Here is a 16,984-nt window from a genome sequence, read left to right as displayed (position 1 = left end):
ACCGACTCCCGCCGGACCTGCCGACCCCGCCGCGCCTGCCGGCCCCGCCGCCCCCGTCGGCAGGCGCCCGCCCGGGGCCCGGGCCGCCGCCCGGAGCCTTCGTCCCGCCCGGGTGCCCAGTGGGGTCAAAGCCGCCTCCCCGTCGGGCCGCAGGCGTCCCGCGGCCCGGCGCAGTACCTCGTACGGGCCGCCGGGGAAGCGGCCGACGAGGACGGCGAGGAGGCCGATCACCGCCGCCGCGGCCCCGCCCCGGGCGCCCGCGTCCAGGCCGACCAGGAGCGCCGCCGCGAGCAGCGCGCCCAGAACGCTGTCGGCGCCGAGCACGACGACCGCGGCGAACCACAGCAGACCGCGGACCGGGTCGTACGCCGCCGGGTCGAAGGCGCGCAGGCCCATGCCGAGCATGCCGCCGCCCAGCGCGGCCAGGGCGGCACCCGCCACGAAGGCCGTCAGCTTGAGCGCCGGGACGCGCACGCCCGCCGCCGACGCGCCCGCCTCGTGGTCCCGCAGGGCGGCGAGCGCCCGGCCCGTACGGCCCCGGCGCAGCGTGTGGGCGGCCGCCAGCGCGCCCGCCAGGAGCACCAGTTCGAGCACGTAGTAGGCGCGGTCGTCCTCGAATCCCGCCGGGCGCCCCAGGGCCAGGCCCGCCGTCGCGTACGGCTGGGCGAGGACGAAGCGGCTGACGCCGACGCCCACCGCGAAGGTCGCGAGGGCGAGGGCCAGGCCGTGGCGGCGGATGGCGGGCCAGCCGGTCAGCAGCCCCAGCGGGGCCACCAGCAGCACGGCGACGAGGAGCGCGGCCAGCTCCGGGAGTTCGGGCAGGAGCGGGAAGCGGCCCGCCGCGAGCAGNCTCCGGGAGTTCGGGCAGGAGCGGGAAGCGGCCCGCCGCGAGCAGCGCGGTGAACAGGGCGCCCAGACCCGCGTACGCGGCCTGGCCCAGCGAGATCTGGCCGCCGCGGCCCGTCACGACGACCAGGGAGAGCAGGACGACGCCCAGGGCCGGCACCTGGACGGACGTGTGCAGGTCCTGGCCCGCGAAGCCCAGGGGCAGCAGGAACAGCACCGCCGCGACGATCCACGCGCCCGGCGGGGTCGCCACCCGGGCCGTCGCCGTGCGCGGGAGGGCGTCCCGGGTGCCGATGCCCGGCAGCACCAGGGCGGCGATCAGCAGGGCCACCACGAAGAGGTTCGCGCCCACCGCCTGGAGCAGCGGTTCCAGCCGGCCCCCCGGGTGCAGCCGGGTCAGCTGGCTCTGGGCGACCCCGATCCCCAGGGCCACCACCACGGCCACCGGCAGACTGCGCATCCGGGCGGCCACCGCGACCGCCACCACCTCCATCACCAGCAACGGCATGCCGTACGGATCCAGGCGCACGTACGGGGCGAGCAGCACCCCCGTCAGCCCCGCGGTGAACGAACCGAACGCCCAGCCCGCCGCGGCCACCCGGTCGGCGCCGACGCCGGCCAGCACGGCGAGCGGGCGGTCGTCGACGACCGCCCGCAGCTCGCGGCCGAAGCGGGTCCGGCGGATCACCGCGCCCACGCCGGCGGCCAGGAGGAGCGTCACCGCCAACCGGCCCCAGGGCTCCGCGGGGAGCAGCGTCGGCGCGTCCGGGCGCGCGCCGGGGCCCCAGACGAGCACCGCCCCGCCGACGAGGAGGACGAAGACGCCGACGGACGCGACGAGGGTCTGCGCCGGATCGCCGCCGAGGACGGACAGGGGCCGGAAGACGTACCGTTCCAGCGCCACGCCGATCGCCGGGGCGACCACGAGCAGGGTGAACGGCGCGGCGAGCGCGAGCGGCCAGTCCCACTCGACGGTGAGCTGGCGCAGCAGGCAGGCGCAGACCATCGCGACGGCGCCGTGCGCGAAGTTGAGCACGCCGGTCGCCCGGTGGGTGACGACCAGCCCGATCCCGGTGAGCGCGGCGGCACCGCCCACGGAGAGCCCGGCGAGGGTGAGGTCGTACGTCAGCGAGGCCATCAGCCGGCCGCACCGGACGGCGGGTCGTCCGGTGCGTCCGGTGCGTCCGGTCCGCAGATCGGGCAGGGGCCGAGGCCGCCGCCCGCGAGGACCCGGGGGTCGACCGGCAGGGCCTCGGGCTTCCCGGCGACGAGCGGGCAGTCCGCGCGGTGCCACAGGGTGCCGCCGGGCACCATCAGCAGGTCCGCGGCGACCGCCACGGGTTCGGTCGCCGCCCGCCCGGCCCCGTCCGCGTCGTCGGCGCCGGCCGCCACCAGGAGTCCGTACAGCTCCTCGACGCGGGCCGCCGCGAGGGCGCCGCGGCCGTGGGCGAGGAGGACCGTGCCGGCGACGATCAGGGCCGCCCCCGGCACCGTGCAGGACGCGAGGTACGGCAACTGCCGCTCCGCGTACCGTTCGCCGGAGATCCCGTACCAGCCGAGGACGCACAGCACCGCGCCCGCGGCGAGCGCGGCCCACCCGGCCCACAGGACGGGACGCACGTTCCGCGGTCGAGCAGTCCGCATGGAGGCTCCACATGATGGGTCCGGCCGTCTTCCAAGTCCGCCGATGCACCAGCACTATGCCTTCTGGAAGCTGACCCTGAAAGCTCCGGGCGCACACGGTCCGGACCGACACCCGGTGGTGAGCCAGATGGTTCTCGGGAGCGACCTCAGGCGGGGAGCGGGGCGGGGGCTGGCGGTCCTCGTCCTCGCCGCGGCCCTCACGGCGTGCGGCGACGACAGCGGCGGTGACGAGACGGATCCGCCCCCGCCCTCCCCGGAACGGCCGACCACGGCCGAGCCGGCTCCGAGCGCGAGCGCGCCGGACGACCCGGCGGCGGCCGAGAAGGAGATCGAGGAGAACTGGAAGAAGTTCTTCGACCCCGCGGTGCCGATGGGGGACAAGCCGGCCCTCCTGGAGAACGGCGACGCGATGGGCCAGGTCCTGGAGAGCTTCAGCGGCGACGAGCGCGGCGGGCAGGTGGAGGCGGAGGTCGGCGAGGTCGCCTTCACCTCGCCGACCGGGGCGGACGTCACGTACACGCTCACCCTGAAGGGCGCCACGGTCATGCCGGACGCCGCCGGGACCGCCGTCGAGCAGGACGGCACGTGGAAGGTGTCCGTCAAGACGCTGTGCGGCCTCGTCGGTCTGAGCGGCAATGCGTCGCCGGGCCCGGGTTGCTGAATCCGCTGCCGCGGTCCTGCTGCTCCTGGCGGGCACGGCCTGCGGCAGCCGCCTGCCGGAGAGCGACTTCGGGGACCGGCCGGAGCGGGCACCGGCCCGCGCCACGGCGGAGCCGATCCGGGTGGGCATCGTCACGAGTGCCACGAGCCCGGTCGGCGGTGACGCCTTCACCGGCCCGCGGGACGGCGCGAAGGCGTACTTCGACGCCCTGAACGCGCGCGGCGGCGTCGCCGGGCGCAGGGTCGAGGTCCGTACGTGCGACGACGGCGGCAGCGGCGTCGGCAACAACGAGTGCGTGCACCGGCTCGTCGACGAGGACGAGGTGGTGGCCCTCGTCGCCACGACCGTCCTCGACTACGCGGGCGCCTCCCGCGTGGCCCGCGCGCGCGTGCCCGACATCGGCGGACAGCCCGTCGGCGCGGCCTACGACACCTACCCGCACCTCTACGGGATCTACGGCAGCCTCGCCCCGCGGAACGGGAAGCCGGGCTGGGACGGCAAGCTGTACGGCGGCACCGAGGTCTACCGCTGGTTCAAGCGGGAGCACGGCGCCCGTACGGCGGCCGTCGTCTCGTACAACCAGCCCGCGTCGGCGGCGTACGCCCGGCTCGTCGTCCGGGGCCTGGAGGCCGAGGGGTACGAGGTCGTCACCGAGCAGGTCGACTTCGCGCTGCCCAACTTCCGCGCCGTGGCGGCCGACCTGAAGGAGCGGGGGGCCGACCTGGTCTTCGACGCCATCGACACCCACGGCAACGCCCGGCTGTGCGAGGCGATGGACGACGTGGGCGCCGAGGTCCTGGCCAAGGTCACCAACGTGCAGAACTGGACGTCCACCGTCCGCGAGGACTACGAGGACGCGCCGCGCTGCCGCAACACCCTGTGGGCGACGGGCGCGAGCCGCAACCACCAGGACACGGGCCACGCCGCCGTACGGGAGTTCCGGGACGGCACCCGGCACCTGAGGACCCGCTCCCAGTGGCAGCTGGAGGGCTGGGCCGCCGCGATGTGGTTCACGGACGCGGCCCGGTCCTGCGCCGGAGCGGGCGTCACGCGCGCGTGCGTCGACCGGTTCATGGCCGGGGGGAAGCCCTACACCGCCGACGGCCTGCTGCTGCCGGTCCGGTTCGAGCACCTGCCCGAGCCGCCCAGGACGCGCAGGACGTGCCTGTCGGTGGCCCGCTGGCAGGACGCCCGGGGATGGGTCGGCCAGGGGGACATGGACCGCGAGTGCCAGGAGGTTCCGCAACTGCCCTACGAGCCCTGATGCGCACAGGGGCCGAGAGGTTCCCCCGCCGGGTTACCGATGGTGCAACTCTTGGGGAACAGAGTGGTAAGGCCCCCCAACCATCCCGCCGGTTCCCCTGTCTGACCTTGCGGTAGCTGGACGAGCCGGAGATACGGGGACGCATGCAGATTTCCTTCCTGATACACAACGCCTACGGAATCGGCGGGACGATCCGGACGACGTACAACCTTGCGAACACCCTGGCCGAGCAGCACGACGTCGAGATCGTCTCCGTCTTCCGCCACCGCGAGGAGCCCGTCTTCGCGTGCGACCCGCGGGTGGGCCTGCGCCACCTCGTCGACCTGCGCAAGGACGGTCCCGGCTACGAGGGGGACCGTCCCGAGTACCGGGAGCCGGCCCGGACCTTCCCGAAGGAGGAGATCCGCTACGGCCAGTACAGCGCCCTGACCGACCGCCGTATCGCGCGGCACCTCTCGACGGTCGACGCCGACGTCGTGGTGGGCACCCGCCCCGGACTGAACGTGCTCCTGGCCCGGCAGACCCGGCGCGGCCCCGTCCGCGTCGGCCAGGAGCACCTCACGCTCGACAGCCACTCCGCCGGGCTGCGCGCGGAACTGCGCGCCGCGTACCCCCGGCTCGACGCGGTCACCACGACCACGGAGGCGGACGCCCGCGCGTACCGCGCGAAGATGCGGCTGCCCGGCGTGCGGGTGGAGGCCGTGCCCAACTCGGTGCCCGTGCCCGCCGTGGCGCCCGCGGACGGTTCCGCGAAGTGGGTCGTGGCGGCCGGCCGCCTCGCCCCGGTCAAGCGGTACGGCCTCCTGATCAGGGCCTTCGACCAGGTACGCGCCCAGCGGCCCGACTGGCGCCTGCGGATCTACGGCAGCGGGAAGCAGAAGGACAAGCTGCGCCGTCTGATCGACGACCTCGGCCTCTACAACCACGTGCTGCTGATGGGACCGGCCCACCCCATCGAGCCGGAGTGGGTCAAGGGCTCCGTCGCCGCCGTCACCTCCAGCATGGAGTCCTTCGGCATGACCATCGTCGAGGCCATGCGCTGCGGCCTGCCCGTCGTCTCCACCGACTGCCCGCACGGCCCGGGGGAGATCATTGACAACGGTGTCGACGGGCGGCTGGTGCCGGTCGGGGACGTCGGGGCCATCGCCGGCGGCCTGCTCGAACTCATCAACGACGACGCGCTGCGCCGGCAGATGGCGGACGCGGCGCTCAAGGCGTCCGAGCGGTTCGACCCGGCGCGGATCGCCGAGCGCTACGAGTCGCTCTTCAGCGGTCTCGTCACCCGGAACCGCGGTTCGGTGACCGGCCGGATGCGCGGCCCGCTGCACCGCACCAGGGGGGCGCTGCTCGGCGGCGCGTACGCCGTCCGGGGCGCCGGACTGTCCGCACTCGGCAAGGAGCGTTCCGCATGATGGCCGTGACTTCGCAGGCCGTGACTTCGCGGACCGCGGACCGGACCGCCGGGGAGGGTGCCGTCGTACCCCCGCGCGCGGACTGCGTCGCGGACCCCGCGGGCGGGCTCGTCCTCGACCTGACCGGATTCGGTGACGCCGATGGCGCGCACCTCGTGCTGCGGCACCGCGACGGCGGCCAGGAGGTCCGGCTGCCGCTCGCACCGGCCGCCGACGGCCGGCCGCGTGCCGTGCTGCCCGGCGGCGCGGAGCTGCCCGAGGGCTGCTGGGACGCCTTCGCGCAGAGCGCCGGCGGTACGGCGGAGCGCCTGGTGTCCGGCCTCAACGACCTGCGCTCGCTCGTCGACCGGGTGCCGGACGGGGCGGACGACCGGATCGGCGTCCGCATCCCGTACGCGACCAAGCACGGCAACCTCTCCGTCCGCAGCTGGCTGCGCGCCCCGCACGCGGAGGCCGGTGAACTCCACCCGGGACAGGAGGCGCTGGAGGTCCGGGGCCGGGTGTACGGGGCCGCGCTCACCCCGGACGCGTACGCCGAGCTGGCCGGCCGCGCGGGGGAGGAGCCCCGCAGGGCCGGGGTCCACCGGGACGGGGCGGAGTTCCGTTTCACCGTGGTCTGGGCCGGGCTGCCCCAGGGGGACCGGGACCTGTGGCTGCGCCCGGCGGGGGAGGACGGGCCGCGGGTGCGGATCGCACGGCTGCTCGACGACATCGTGGACAAGCAGTCCGTTCTCGTCTACCCGAAGGTCACGCTGGAGACGGAGCGGGGCGCGGTGACGGCCGGACCGTACTACACGACCGACAACGACCTCGCGGTGACGGTCACCGCGGCAGACTCCTAGGAGCGCGGGAGCCCCTGGAGCCCGTCGGCCGGGACGGTCAGTACTGCTCGGGACCGGTCGACGGGCGCTCCTGACCGAAGCGGATCTGTGGGCTGTCCTCCTGGCCCGAGCGGGTCTGGGGCGGGGTGATCGCCGCGAACCGCGGATGGTGCAGGTCGAACGCCGGCGACTCGGAGCGGATCCGGGGCATCGTGGTGAAGTTGTGCCGCGGCGGCGGGCACGAGGTCGCCCACTCCAGCGAGCGGCCGAAGCCCCACGGGTCGTCGGCGTCGACCTTCTCGCCGTACCTGGCCGTCTTCCACACGTTGTAGAGGAACGGCAGCGTCGACAGGCCCAGCAGGAACGCGCCGATCGTCGAGACGGTGTTGAGCGCGGTGAACCCGTCGGCCGCCAGGTAGTCCGCGTAGCGGCGCGGCATGCCCTCCGCGCCCAGCCAGTGCTGCACCAGGAACGTGGTGTGGAAGCCGGTGAAGAGCGTCCAGAAGTGCAGCTTGCCGAGCCGCTCGTCGAGCATCTTCCCGGTGAACTTGGGCCACCAGAAGGAGAAGCCCCCGAACGTCGCGAAGACGACGGTGCCGAACACCACGTAGTGGAAGTGCGCGACCACGAAGTACGTGTCCGTGACGTGGAAGTCCAGCGGCGGCGAGGCCAGGATCACCCCCGTCAACCCGCCGAACAGGAACGACACCAGGAAGCCCGTCGCCCAGAGCATGGGTGTCTCGAAGGACAGCGACCCCTTGAGCATCGTGCCGGTCCAGTTGAAGAACTTCACGCCCGTCGGCACCGCGATCAGGAACGACACGAACGAGAAGAACGGCAGCAGCACCGCTCCCGTCGCGAACATGTGGTGGGCCCACACGACCACGGACAGACCCGTGATGGCCATCGTGGCGCCGACCAGGGTCAGATAGCCGAAGATCGGCTTCCTGCTGAAGACCGGGATGATCTCCGTGATGATCCCGAAGAACGGCAGCGCGATGATGTAGACCTCGGGATGCCCGAAGAACCAGAAGAGGTGCTGCCACAGCAGCGCCCCGCCGTTGGCCGAGGCGAAGACCTGCGAGCCGAACCGCCGGTCCGCCTCCAGCACCAGGAGCGCCGCGGCGAGCACCGGGAACGCCAGCAGGATCAGGATCGACGTGAACAGCGTGTTCCACGTGAAGATCGGCATCCGGAACATCGTCATCCCGGGGGCGCGCATCCCGATGATGGTCGTCAGGAAGTTCACCGCGCCGAGGATCGTGCCGAAGCCGGCCAGCGCCAGGCCCATGATCCACATGTCGGCCCCGATACCGGGCGACCGCTCCATGCTGTTCAGCGGCGCGTACGCGAACCACCCGAAGTTCGCCGGTCCCGAGGGCACCAGCAGCGAGCCCAGCACGATCAGCCCGCCGAAGAGGAACAGCCAGTAGGACAGCATGTTCAGCCGGGGGAAGGCGACGTCCGGGGCGCCGATCTGCAGCGGCATGATCTCGTTGGCGAACCCGGCGAAGGTCGGCGTCGCGAAGAGCAGCAGCATGATCGTGCCGTGCATGGTGAACATCTGGTTGAACTGGTTGTTGTCCAGGAGCTGTGTGCCCGGCCGGGCCAGCTCGGCCCGCATCAGCAGCGCCATCGCACCGCCGATCAGGAAGAACGCGAACGACGTGATCAGGTACAGATGCCCGATCTTCTTGTGGTCGGTCGTGGTGAGCCAGTCCACGACCAGCCGCCCCGGCCGCCTCACCGGTGCGGGCCGTACCGCCGCGTGAGCGGTGTCCGTCCCCATCCCTGCCCCCTCGCTCGCTCGTCGCGCCCGGGCCTCCTGAAGCTGACCGCCATGATGCTCGCGGGCACCGCGCTCCGACAGAGGGCGTACGGGGGTTCTGTGCCCGGCCCGTGCATTTCCTGTGGCGGGCCGCCTTCCGCCGGGCGCCCGGGAATCGGAAAGGAAAGGCGCGGACGCGTGTTCGCCGCTCTGCTTTCCGGCCGGTTATTCCGGGGTGCGGACGAGATGGCACCGGTTACTTCGGAATTGCGTGCGAAGGTGGCCGGAACGCCACCGAAACCGCCCGTACGGGTGAGGGCGCTCGGCCGGAACGGGTGTCCGGGTGTCGACGTACCGTGACAGAAGCGTGACCGCGCAGGTACCGGTGACGGATGGTGGCGGACCCGGGGTTCCCCGTCCGCACCGCGGCGCCTACCGTGGCGGCATGGCACCGATTCCCACTCCTTCCGCAGAGCCCTCCGACACTCCGGACGCGTACGTCGGACTGGAGGCGAGCGGCGCCGAGCAGCAGGCGCGCCGGCGGGGCTGGTCCACCGTGCGGTCGCTGCCGCCGGGGGCGATCATCACGATGGAGTACCGCGCCGGCCGGCTGAACTTCGAGGTCACCGACGGCCGGGTGACACGCTGCTGGCAGGGCTGACCCCGCCCCTCGGGGGCGCGGGGAACCGCGCGCCGAGCCCCCACCGGCGGACGGCCGGTGTCAGCCCGTGCCCCGTGTTCCGTGCCCCGTGTCTCGCGCCCCGTGGCCCCGTGCCCATGTCCTGTGTCCCGTACGACGGCGAAGGCCCCGGCTCCAGGAGCCGGGGCCTTCGCCGTGCGGGGAAGCGGTGTGTGCGTACCGGTCCGCCCCGCCGCGTTCGTGTGCCGGCCGCCGCTACCCGCCCGTCAGCGGGCGGGCCGAGGCGGTCCCACGTGTCACCCGGTCCGGGTGCGGCGGCCTGCGACTGCCCAGGGGGGTCACCGGCGTGCGCTCCGAGCGGGTCAGGTGCGGGCCCGGCGCGAGATGGCCCTGCGGCCTGGCCGTCCGGGAGGCGGCCACCGGCTCGCGCACCACGGGCTCCTGCTCGCCGGCCGGGTCGGCGGCCGGCGCGAGCACCACGGGCACCTCGACCGGGGCGGCCGGTGCCGGAGCCGGTGCCGGGACCGTCGCCGTGCCGCGGCGACGGCTGCGCCGGGCGTCGCGCAGATCGAAGACGGCGGTCTCGGCGCGTGCGATCAGCGGCTCGAACCAGGGCAGTGCGAGCAGGATCAGCAGCCCCGCGGCCCAGCCCAGCACCACGTCGCTCAGCCAGTGCGTGCCCAGGTACACGGTGGTCAGGCCGACGCCGAGGGAGACCACGGCGGAGAGCGCCGACAGCCAGCGGCGGGCCCGCGGCGTCGAGGCGAGATAGGCCAGGATGCCCCAGGTCACGACGGCGTTGGCGGTGTGGCCCGAAGGGAATATGTCACCGCCCAGCCACATCTCGTTGGAACCGACGCTGGTCGCGTAGTGCGGACCGAGGCGGCCCATGCTGAGCTTGGCGGCGCCCACCGTGACGTTCAGCAGCAGCAGCGAGGTGCCCAGGATGAGCAGCGGGCGCAGGGTGTGCTGCCGCCAGGAGCGCCAGCCCAGCCAGGCCGCGATCATCACGGCGGTGGGGCCCCGCTGGCCCAGCACCACGTAGTAGTCGAGGAACGCGTGGATCTCCGGCCACTGCTGGTACGGCCGGAAGAACATGACCTGCCAGTCGAGCCGGACCAGCCACGAGGTGATCACCACGGCCCACACGATGGCCGCGTAGAAGGCGAGCGTGGACGCGAAGAGGACCACCCGGTGCCGGCTCATCCTGGGCACGTCGATGTGGGCCGGTCGTTCCGGCTCACGGTCCAGCCGGGCGAAGACCCGGTCCAGACGAGTCAGCTTTCGTTCGGTACGCACGCAATCGACGTTACAGCGAGTGAGGGGTGTTCAAGGGCGAAGCACCCTCTTTGTGATGACGATGTGATGTGGCATTGCTCTCAAGAGGTGGTTTATCGCCATCGAATAAGGAAGCCGTCGTCCGCTCTTCCTTCAATTCGATTGATCGTTCCGGAGCGGAGTTTTATGGCGCTTATGAATTCGTTCACCGTCTGCTCGCGTTCTCTTCTCCCGGCGCTCACCGGGCCCACCGGCGACCGGGGGTGATCAGGGCGGACCGGAGCCGTTCAGCCAGAGGGCGCCGTACGCCGCCGACGCCACCGCCGCGCACCCCAGCACCCATGCCGACCTGGACGTACGCAGTCGGGACAGGGCTGTGGCGAGGGGCAGGAGGAGGGGGAAGGCGGGCAGCAGGAGGCGCGGTTTCGAGCCGAAATAGCCGGACGCGCCCAGGGCGAGCACGGTGACGGCCCCCGCGTACACCAGGAGCGGCAGCGGCTGCCGCCGCCGTACGCAGACCACGTACAGCCGGCCGAGCAGGCCGACCCCGGCGACCAGTGCCAGCCCGGCCAGGACCGACGGGAACGAGGTGAACCTGTCGGCGACGAACCGGGCGAACGCGTGGCCGCCGTCGAAACCGTTGCGCCAGCCCGCCTGGACGTCGAGGTAGCCCAGCGGGCCGCCGCCCGTGCGGCGGCCGACCCACAGGACGTAGCCGGCCGCGCCGAGGGGCGCGATCAGCACCGCCAGGGCGCGCCGCCATCCGGACGCGCCGTCCCCTGTCGGCGCGCTTCGCTCCCGTACGAAAGAGGCGGCGGCCGTCACCCATACGGCCGCGACGACCGCCGCGCCCACCGGGCGGGTCAGGCCGGCCAGCGAGGCGAGCAGACCCGCCGTCAGCCAGCGGCCGGTCAGGACCGCGTACAGCGACCAGGCCGCGAGCGCCGTGAACAGCGACTCGCTGTACGTCATCGACTGCACGACCCCGACGGGCAGGACGGCCCACAGCAGCACGGCGCAGATCCCGGCGCGGGGCCCGTGCACGTGGTCCGCGACCGCGAAGATCCCCCAGGCCGCCGCGAGCGAGGCGACCGCGCTCACCAGCAGGCCCGCGTCCGCGTACGACAGCGGGGACACCGCCGACACCGCCCGCTCCAGCCAGGGCAGCAGGGGGAAGAAGGCCAGGTTCGAGTGCACGTCGCCGTTGGGCAGGCGCACCTCGTAGCCGTAGCCCAGTTCGGCGATCCTCGTGTACCAGAGGGAGTCCCAGCGGGCCGAGAGCAGCTGGTGCGCGCTCTTCCCCCCGGCGGCGCTCCACACCGCGAGCACCACCAGGCCCAGCGCGCGCACCGCCGCGTACCCGAGGAGGGCGGGCGCGGCGCGGCGCCAGGACGGCCCCGGGCGGGCCGGCGCGACAGGCGTCTCAAGATCGGTCACGCGCCCGATTATCGAGGGCGCCCGCGGCCGTGCGCCCCGGCCGGGCGGGTCCGGCCCCGGAAGCGTGGCGCACGCCACACGTCCGCGCGGAGAACGTGAGAGGTACGCCACTGGGCACCGACGGGAACTCGCGTACTCTGACGGCTCACTCGCCTCTGCCGCGTGGGCCGGGACTCCGCTCCTCCCGAGCCGCAGCCGCAGGGAGTCCCCACCCGGCGGATCCGCCGGACGCGAGGGAACAGCTGGGAGGTACGTACATGTCCGGGACGACCACGGCCGCAGAGCGTCGCCGTCGGGAGACCGGGGCCGGTGCAGACCGCTGGGTCGTCCTCGTGGTGCTGTGCGTCAGCCTGCTCCTGGTCGCCGTCGACGCCACCGTGCTCCATGTCGCGGTCCCCGCCGTGACCGAGGACCTCACCCCCGGCGCGCTGGAACTGCTCTGGATCGTCGACAGCTACCCGCTCGTCTGTGCCTCGCTGCTGATCCTCTTCGGCACGCTGGGCGACCGGATCGGCCGCAGGCGCGTCCTCCTCCTCGGCTACGCCCTCTTCGGCGTCGCGTCCGCCGCCGCGGCGTTCGCCGACAGCGCGCAACTGCTGATCGCGGCGCGCGCCCTGCTCGGCGTCGGCGGCGCGATGATCATGCCCGCCACCCTGTCCATCCTGCGCCAGGTCTTCCCCGACCGGCGCGAGCGGGCGCTCGCGATCGGCGTCTGGAGCGCCGTCGCCGCGGTGGGCGCGGCCGTCGGACCGCTCCTCGGCGGATTCCTCCTGGAGCACTTCTGGTGGGGCTCGGTCTTCCTCGTCAACATCCCGCTGATGCTGGTCGCCCTGCCCGTCGGACGGCTGCTGCTGCCCGAGTCGACGGGTGAGCGCGACGGGCCCTGGGACATCGCCGGTGCGCTGATGGCCGCCGCCGGACTCTTCGGCGTCGTCCTCGGGGTGAAGCGGCTCGGCGGGGGAGAGACCCCGCTCGGCGTGTACACCGTGGTGCCGCTGGCGGTGGGCGCCGGACTCCTCGTCGCGTTCGTACGGCGGCAGCGGCGGCGCCGGCACCCGCTGGTCGACCTGACGATGTTCGCGCGGCCCGCCTTCAGCACCTCCGTCGGCTGCATCGTGCTGGCGATGCTCGCGCTGGTCGGCCTCGAACTGGTCGCCGCGCAGTACCTCCAGCTGGTGCTGGACCTCTCCCCGCTGGAGACCGGGCTGCGGCTGCTGCCGCTCACCGTCGCCGCGATGGCCGCGGGACTGGCGGGGGCGAAGCTGCTCCAGCGCTTCGGGCCGCGGACCATGGTCTGCTCCGGCTTCTGCCTCACCGCCGCGGCGGTCGTCACGCTGACGGCGATGGGGGGCGACGACAACGCCCCGCTGCTGCTGACCGGGTTCGTGATGCTCGGCTTCGGTCTCGAGGTCACGCTCTTCGGCGCGTACGAGTCGATGCTGAGCGAGGCGCCGCCCGCGCAGGCCGGCGGGGCGGCGGCGATCGGGGAGACGTCGTACCAGCTCGGGGCGGGGCTCGGGATCGCGCTGCTCGGGAGCGTGATGAACGCGGCGTACGCGCCCGGACTCGCGTCCGTCCCCGGCGTCCCCGCCGCGCAGTCCGCCGCGGCGGGGCACTCCCTGGGCGGGGCGTACGAGATCGCCGCGCGGCTCGGCGGGGCGCCGGGGGAGGCGCTGCGGACGGCGGCCCGCCAGGCGTTCGTGCACGGGCTGCACGTGACGCTGCTGGTGAGCGCGGGGTTGCTGCTGGTGGGGGCGGCGATGGCGCTGCGGCTGCCCCGGGGGGTGGAGTGCGGGGAGCCCTCCCCGGCCAAGGACCCCTCCCCGGCCGGGGACCCCTCCCTGGGCGAGGATTCCTCCCTGGGCGGGGACCCCTCCCTGGGTGGGGTGCCCGGACCGCGGGGGGCGGGTGCGTCCGCGCGGGTCGAGTCCGTCAGGTGACGGTCCGTCGTGGTTGTGGACACCTGCGTTTCCCGCCCGCACCGCCCGTTGGGTGCCGCCTGTCCCGTGCGGGTTTCCCGTGGGCGTTTCCCGTGGGGGTCTCCGGCCGTCGGCGCCCGCGGGTCCGTGCCCGGTGAAGGACCCCGTGGCAGCCACCCGCGCACACCCGCTCCAGCGGTCCTGGACGTCTGACACAGCTCGTCGTAACGTCAGGGCCGCCCGTGGTTAACAGTGCTAGTTTTCCCTGTCGGAGGTCTCTCGATGTCCGCTTCCCCTTCTTCCCCGAAGCCGCCGCCGTTCGATCCCGCCGATCCGCTCGGGGTCGACGACCTGCTGAGCGCGGAGGACCTGGCCGTCCGGGACACCGTGCGGGCCTGGGCCGCGGACCGGGTGCTGCCGTACGTCGCCGAGTGGTACGAGAAGGGTGAGCTGCCGGGGATCCGGGAGCTGGCGCGGGAGCTGGGCGGGATCGGCGCCCTCGGGATGTCGCTCGACGGGTACGGGTGCGCCGGGGCCTCCGCCGTGCAGTACGGGCTCGCCTGTCTGGAGCTGGAGGCCGCCGACTCCGGGATCCGCTCGCTGGTCTCCGTGCAGGGATCGCTCGCGATGTACGCGATCCACCGGTTCGGCAGCGAGGAGCAGAGACAGACCTGGCTGCCGCGGATGGCCGCCGGAGAGGTCATCGGCTGCTTCGGGCTGACCGAGCCCGACCACGGCTCCGACCCCGGTGCCATGCGCACGCATGCCAGGCGGGACGGCGGGGACTGGGTCCTCACCGGGCGCAAGATGTGGATCACCAACGGGTCCGTGGCGGGCGTGGCCGTCGTGTGGGCGCGGACCGACGACGGCATCCGCGGTTTCGTGGTGCCGGCCGGCACCCCCGGGTTCTCCGCGCCGGAGATCCGGCACAAGTGGTCACTGCGGGCGTCGGTCACCAGCGAGCTGGTGCTCGACGGGGTGCGGCTGCCCGCCGACGCCGTGCTGCCGGAGGTCACCGGGCTGAAGGGCCCGCTCAGCTGTCTGTCCCACGCCCGGTACGGGATCGTGTGGGGTTCGATGGGCGCCGCGCGGGCGAGTTTCGAGGCTGCGGTGGAGTACGCGAAGACGCGGGAGCAGTTCGGGCGGCCCATCGGCGGATTCCAGCTCACCCAGGCCAAACTCGCCGACATGGCGGTCGAACTGCACAAGGGGATTCTGCTGGCCCATCATCTGGGCCGGCGGATGGACGCGGGACGGCTCCGTCCCGAGCAGATCAGTTTCGGCAAGCTCAACAACGTACGGGAGGCGATCGACATCTGCCGTACGGCACGGACGATCCTCGGCGCCAACGGGATCTCGCTCGAATACCCCGTGATGCGCCACGCGACGAACCTGGAGTCGGTGCTGACCTACGAGGGCACCGCCGAGATGCACCAGCTGGTGCTGGGCAAGGCGCTCACCGGTCTCGACGCGTTCCGGTAGGACGTTCCCGCCGTGGCGCCGGCAGAACCGGTCCGGTGAGCGGCCTTGCCTAGCTCTGGTTGAAGAAGCCGTCCGTGCGGCGGGCAGCGGGCTCCCCGCTGATGATCTCGGTGTCGGCGGGGGTCAGCAGGAAGACCCGGTTCGACACACGCTCGATCGAGCCGCGCAGACCGAAGATCAGGCCGGCCGCGAAGTCGACGACGCGCTTGGCGTCGGCGGGCTCCATGGCCGTGAGGTTCATGATGACGGGGACACCGTCACGGAAGAGCTCACCGATGGCACGGGCGTCCCGGAAGCTGTCCGGGGTGACCGTGCCGATCCGGCGGCCCTTCTCCTCGGCCGTCTCCGAGGCCACCTTGACCCGCGGATCCGTGACCCAGACCTCCCGGCTCCCGGTCTCGGACCCTTCGGCGTAGTCGTCGTCGTAGTAACGCTCGTCATCGTTGTCGTCGACGAGGCCAAGCCAGGCACTCGCCTTGCGCACCGATCCCATGGACGCCTCCTCTCACAGCGGTCTTTCTTCTTTCCGCATCCCCATGGTCGTCCATGATGCGGATGTCGCGCCAAGGGGATAGACGCCGCGCTGGGGTTTCGTGACGGTACTGGTGCACAGCGAATCCGTCGAGAGCCCGCGTACCCCAAGGGTCGTGCGCTACACCGCTGCTGACTGTGAGTGAAATATGATTCTTCACGGCGGACGGGTGACGGCTAGGGCGTACGGGTGAACGGAACGGTCGCCGCGATGCCGCAGCTCAACGTCGTACACACCAGTCGTGCACACCACGGGGGAGCGTCGTGTTCGGAATCGTCAGGCCCTGCCGTCATCGGCTGGGAGAGAACCTCACCACGCAATGGATGGCGCATTTGTGCGGGCTTTGTCTCGCGCTGCGCGGGGACCACGGTCAGTTCGCACGGGTCGTCACGAACTACGACGGCCTGCTGATATCCGTTCTGACGGAGGCTCAGGCCACTCCGGGGAAAGCGGGACGGCGTACGGCGGGGCCCTGCCCATTGCGCGGAATGCGGAGTGCGTCGGTCGCTCAGGGTGAGGGCGCGCGGCTCGCCGCCGCGGTCTCGCTGGTCCTCGCCTCGGCGAAGGTGCGCGACCACATGGCCGACGGGGACGGGCTGCTGGCGCGCCGGCCGGTGGCGCTCGCCGCCCGGCGGGTCGCCGCGAACTGGGGCCGGGCGGGCGCCAGGACCGGCTCCGCCGTCGGGTTCGACACCGCCGTGCTGGTCGACGCCGTGGACCGGCAGGTGGGCATCGAGGCGCTGGCCGGGCCCGGCACCCCGCTGACGGCCGTCACCGAGCCGACCGAGACCGCGACCGCCGCGGCCTTCGCGCACACCGCGGTCCTGGCGGGCCGGCCGGGCAACGCGGAACCGCTCGCCGAGGCCGGACGGCTCTTCGGGCGCCTCGCCCACCTGCTGGACGCCGTGGAGGACAGGGCGGCCGACGCCGCGTCAGGGGCGTGGAACCCGCTGACCGCCACCGGGGCCTCCCCGGCGGAGGCCCGGCGGCTGGCCGACGACGCGCTGCACGGGATACGACTCGCACTGCGGGACGCAGAGTTCACGGACGACAGGCTGGTGCACGTACTGCTCGCGCACGAGCTGCGGAATTCGGTGGACCGGGCGTTCGGCACCGCGAGCTGTTCGCACGTGGGCGAGCGGCACGTCGGGGAGCGGCACGTCGGGGAGCGGCACGTCGGCGGGCCACGGGGCGGCGAGTCGTACGGGCCGCCGCCGGGCAACCCCTACGCGCCGCCCGGACCCGGCGGACCGCCCGCGCCGCCCGAGCCGCCGCGCCGC

At 73.3% G+C, this 16,984-nt stretch carries 13 protein-coding genes and 1 pseudogene; 8 read left to right on the top strand and 6 right to left on the bottom strand.

Translation table 11 applies throughout. The annotated features are described in order from the left end of the window. Together KM933_RS37115 and KM933_RS37110 are read right to left on the bottom strand one after the other, a co-directional pair. Window positions 1-1,984 (bottom strand): annotated as a pseudogene (locus KM933_RS37115) (ABC transporter permease subunit); the annotation flags it as partial. Beyond that, entirely contained in the window at window positions 1,984-2,490 is a 507-nt protein-coding gene (locus tag KM933_RS37110; protein WP_221361424.1) for a hypothetical protein, read from the bottom strand. The gene KM933_RS37110 and the pseudogene KM933_RS37115, both read right to left, overlap by 1 nt. 127 nt (window positions 2,491-2,617) lie before the next feature. Between KM933_RS37110 and KM933_RS37105 the strand changes: the two genes are divergently transcribed. From KM933_RS37105 to KM933_RS37090, 4 genes are all read left to right on the top strand, one after another. Continuing rightward, on the top strand, window positions 2,618-3,151 hold the full coding sequence (locus KM933_RS37105) for an MTB12 C-terminal domain-containing protein (protein WP_221361428.1): 534 nt from the start codon (window positions 2,618-2,620) through the stop codon (window positions 3,149-3,151). After that, entirely contained in the window at window positions 3,126-4,415 is a 1,290-nt protein-coding gene (locus KM933_RS37100) for an ABC transporter substrate-binding protein (protein ID WP_221361422.1), read from the top strand. The genes KM933_RS37105 and KM933_RS37100 overlap by 26 nt, the downstream gene beginning before the upstream one ends. A 143-nt stretch (window positions 4,416-4,558) precedes the next feature. Then, window positions 4,559-5,827: a glycosyltransferase family 4 protein gene (locus tag KM933_RS37095; protein WP_221361420.1), complete on the top strand. Its 1,269-nt coding sequence runs from the start codon at window positions 4,559-4,561 to the stop codon at window positions 5,825-5,827. Further along, window positions 5,827-6,669 (top strand): hypothetical protein, encoded by an 843-nt coding sequence (locus KM933_RS37090; RefSeq protein WP_430727422.1) that lies wholly within the window; start codon window positions 5,827-5,829, stop codon window positions 6,667-6,669. The genes KM933_RS37095 and KM933_RS37090 overlap by 1 nt, the downstream gene beginning before the upstream one ends. A 37-nt stretch (window positions 6,670-6,706) precedes the next feature. Here KM933_RS37090 and ctaD read toward each other — a convergent pair whose 3' ends face one another. Then, window positions 6,707-8,437: an aa3-type cytochrome oxidase subunit I gene (gene ctaD, locus KM933_RS37085; RefSeq protein ID WP_221361418.1), complete on the bottom strand. Its 1,731-nt coding sequence runs from the start codon at window positions 8,435-8,437 to the stop codon at window positions 6,707-6,709. A gap of 424 nt (window positions 8,438-8,861) precedes the next feature. Between ctaD and KM933_RS37080 the strand changes: the two genes are divergently transcribed. Continuing rightward, a complete protein-coding gene (locus KM933_RS37080; protein WP_221361416.1) occupies window positions 8,862-9,077 on the top strand; it encodes an I78 family peptidase inhibitor in 216 nt (71 codons plus the stop codon). Window positions 9,078-9,311: 234 nt separating this feature from the next. Here the strand turns inward: KM933_RS37080 and KM933_RS37075 are convergent, their stop codons facing one another. After that, complete coding sequence (locus KM933_RS37075) at window positions 9,312-10,355, bottom strand: phosphatase PAP2 family protein (protein ID WP_221361414.1); 1,044 nt, start codon at window positions 10,353-10,355, stop codon at window positions 9,312-9,314. 246 nt (window positions 10,356-10,601) lie between these two features. Continuing rightward, window positions 10,602-11,771, bottom strand: a complete 1,170-nt coding sequence (locus KM933_RS37070) for a glycosyltransferase family 39 protein (protein ID WP_221361412.1) — start codon at window positions 11,769-11,771, stop codon at window positions 10,602-10,604. A 257-nt stretch (window positions 11,772-12,028) separates the two neighbouring features. Between KM933_RS37070 and KM933_RS37065 the strand changes: the two genes are divergently transcribed. Both KM933_RS37065 and KM933_RS37060 read left to right on the top strand, forming a co-directional pair. Then, window positions 12,029-13,711 (top strand): MFS transporter, encoded by a 1,683-nt coding sequence (locus KM933_RS37065; RefSeq protein ID WP_221361410.1) that lies wholly within the window; start codon window positions 12,029-12,031, stop codon window positions 13,709-13,711. Between the two features lie 261 nt (window positions 13,712-13,972). Next, window positions 13,973-15,172 carry an acyl-CoA dehydrogenase family protein gene (locus KM933_RS37060; protein WP_221361399.1) on the top strand — a complete coding sequence of 400 codons (1,200 nt, stop codon included), beginning with the start codon at window positions 13,973-13,975 and terminating at the stop codon, window positions 15,170-15,172. Window positions 15,173-15,221: 49 nt separating this feature from the next. Here KM933_RS37060 and KM933_RS37055 read toward each other — a convergent pair whose 3' ends face one another. Beyond that, window positions 15,222-15,665, bottom strand: coding sequence for a cell division protein SepF (locus tag KM933_RS37055; protein WP_221361397.1), 444 nt, complete (start codon window positions 15,663-15,665; stop codon window positions 15,222-15,224). A gap of 302 nt (window positions 15,666-15,967) precedes the next feature. Between KM933_RS37055 and KM933_RS37050 the strand changes: the two genes are divergently transcribed. Further along, a partial coding sequence (locus tag KM933_RS37050; RefSeq protein WP_221361394.1) for a DUF5685 family protein occupies window positions 15,968-16,984 on the top strand: 1,017 nt, incomplete at its 3' end.

The sequence above is a fragment of the Streptomyces beigongshangae genome (assembly GCF_019710745.1).
Lineage (GTDB): Bacteria > Actinomycetota > Actinomycetes > Streptomycetales > Streptomycetaceae > Streptomyces > Streptomyces beigongshangae.
The sequence above is the reverse complement of the archived record's forward strand: the minus strand, read 5'-3'. Positions and strand labels throughout refer to the sequence as shown.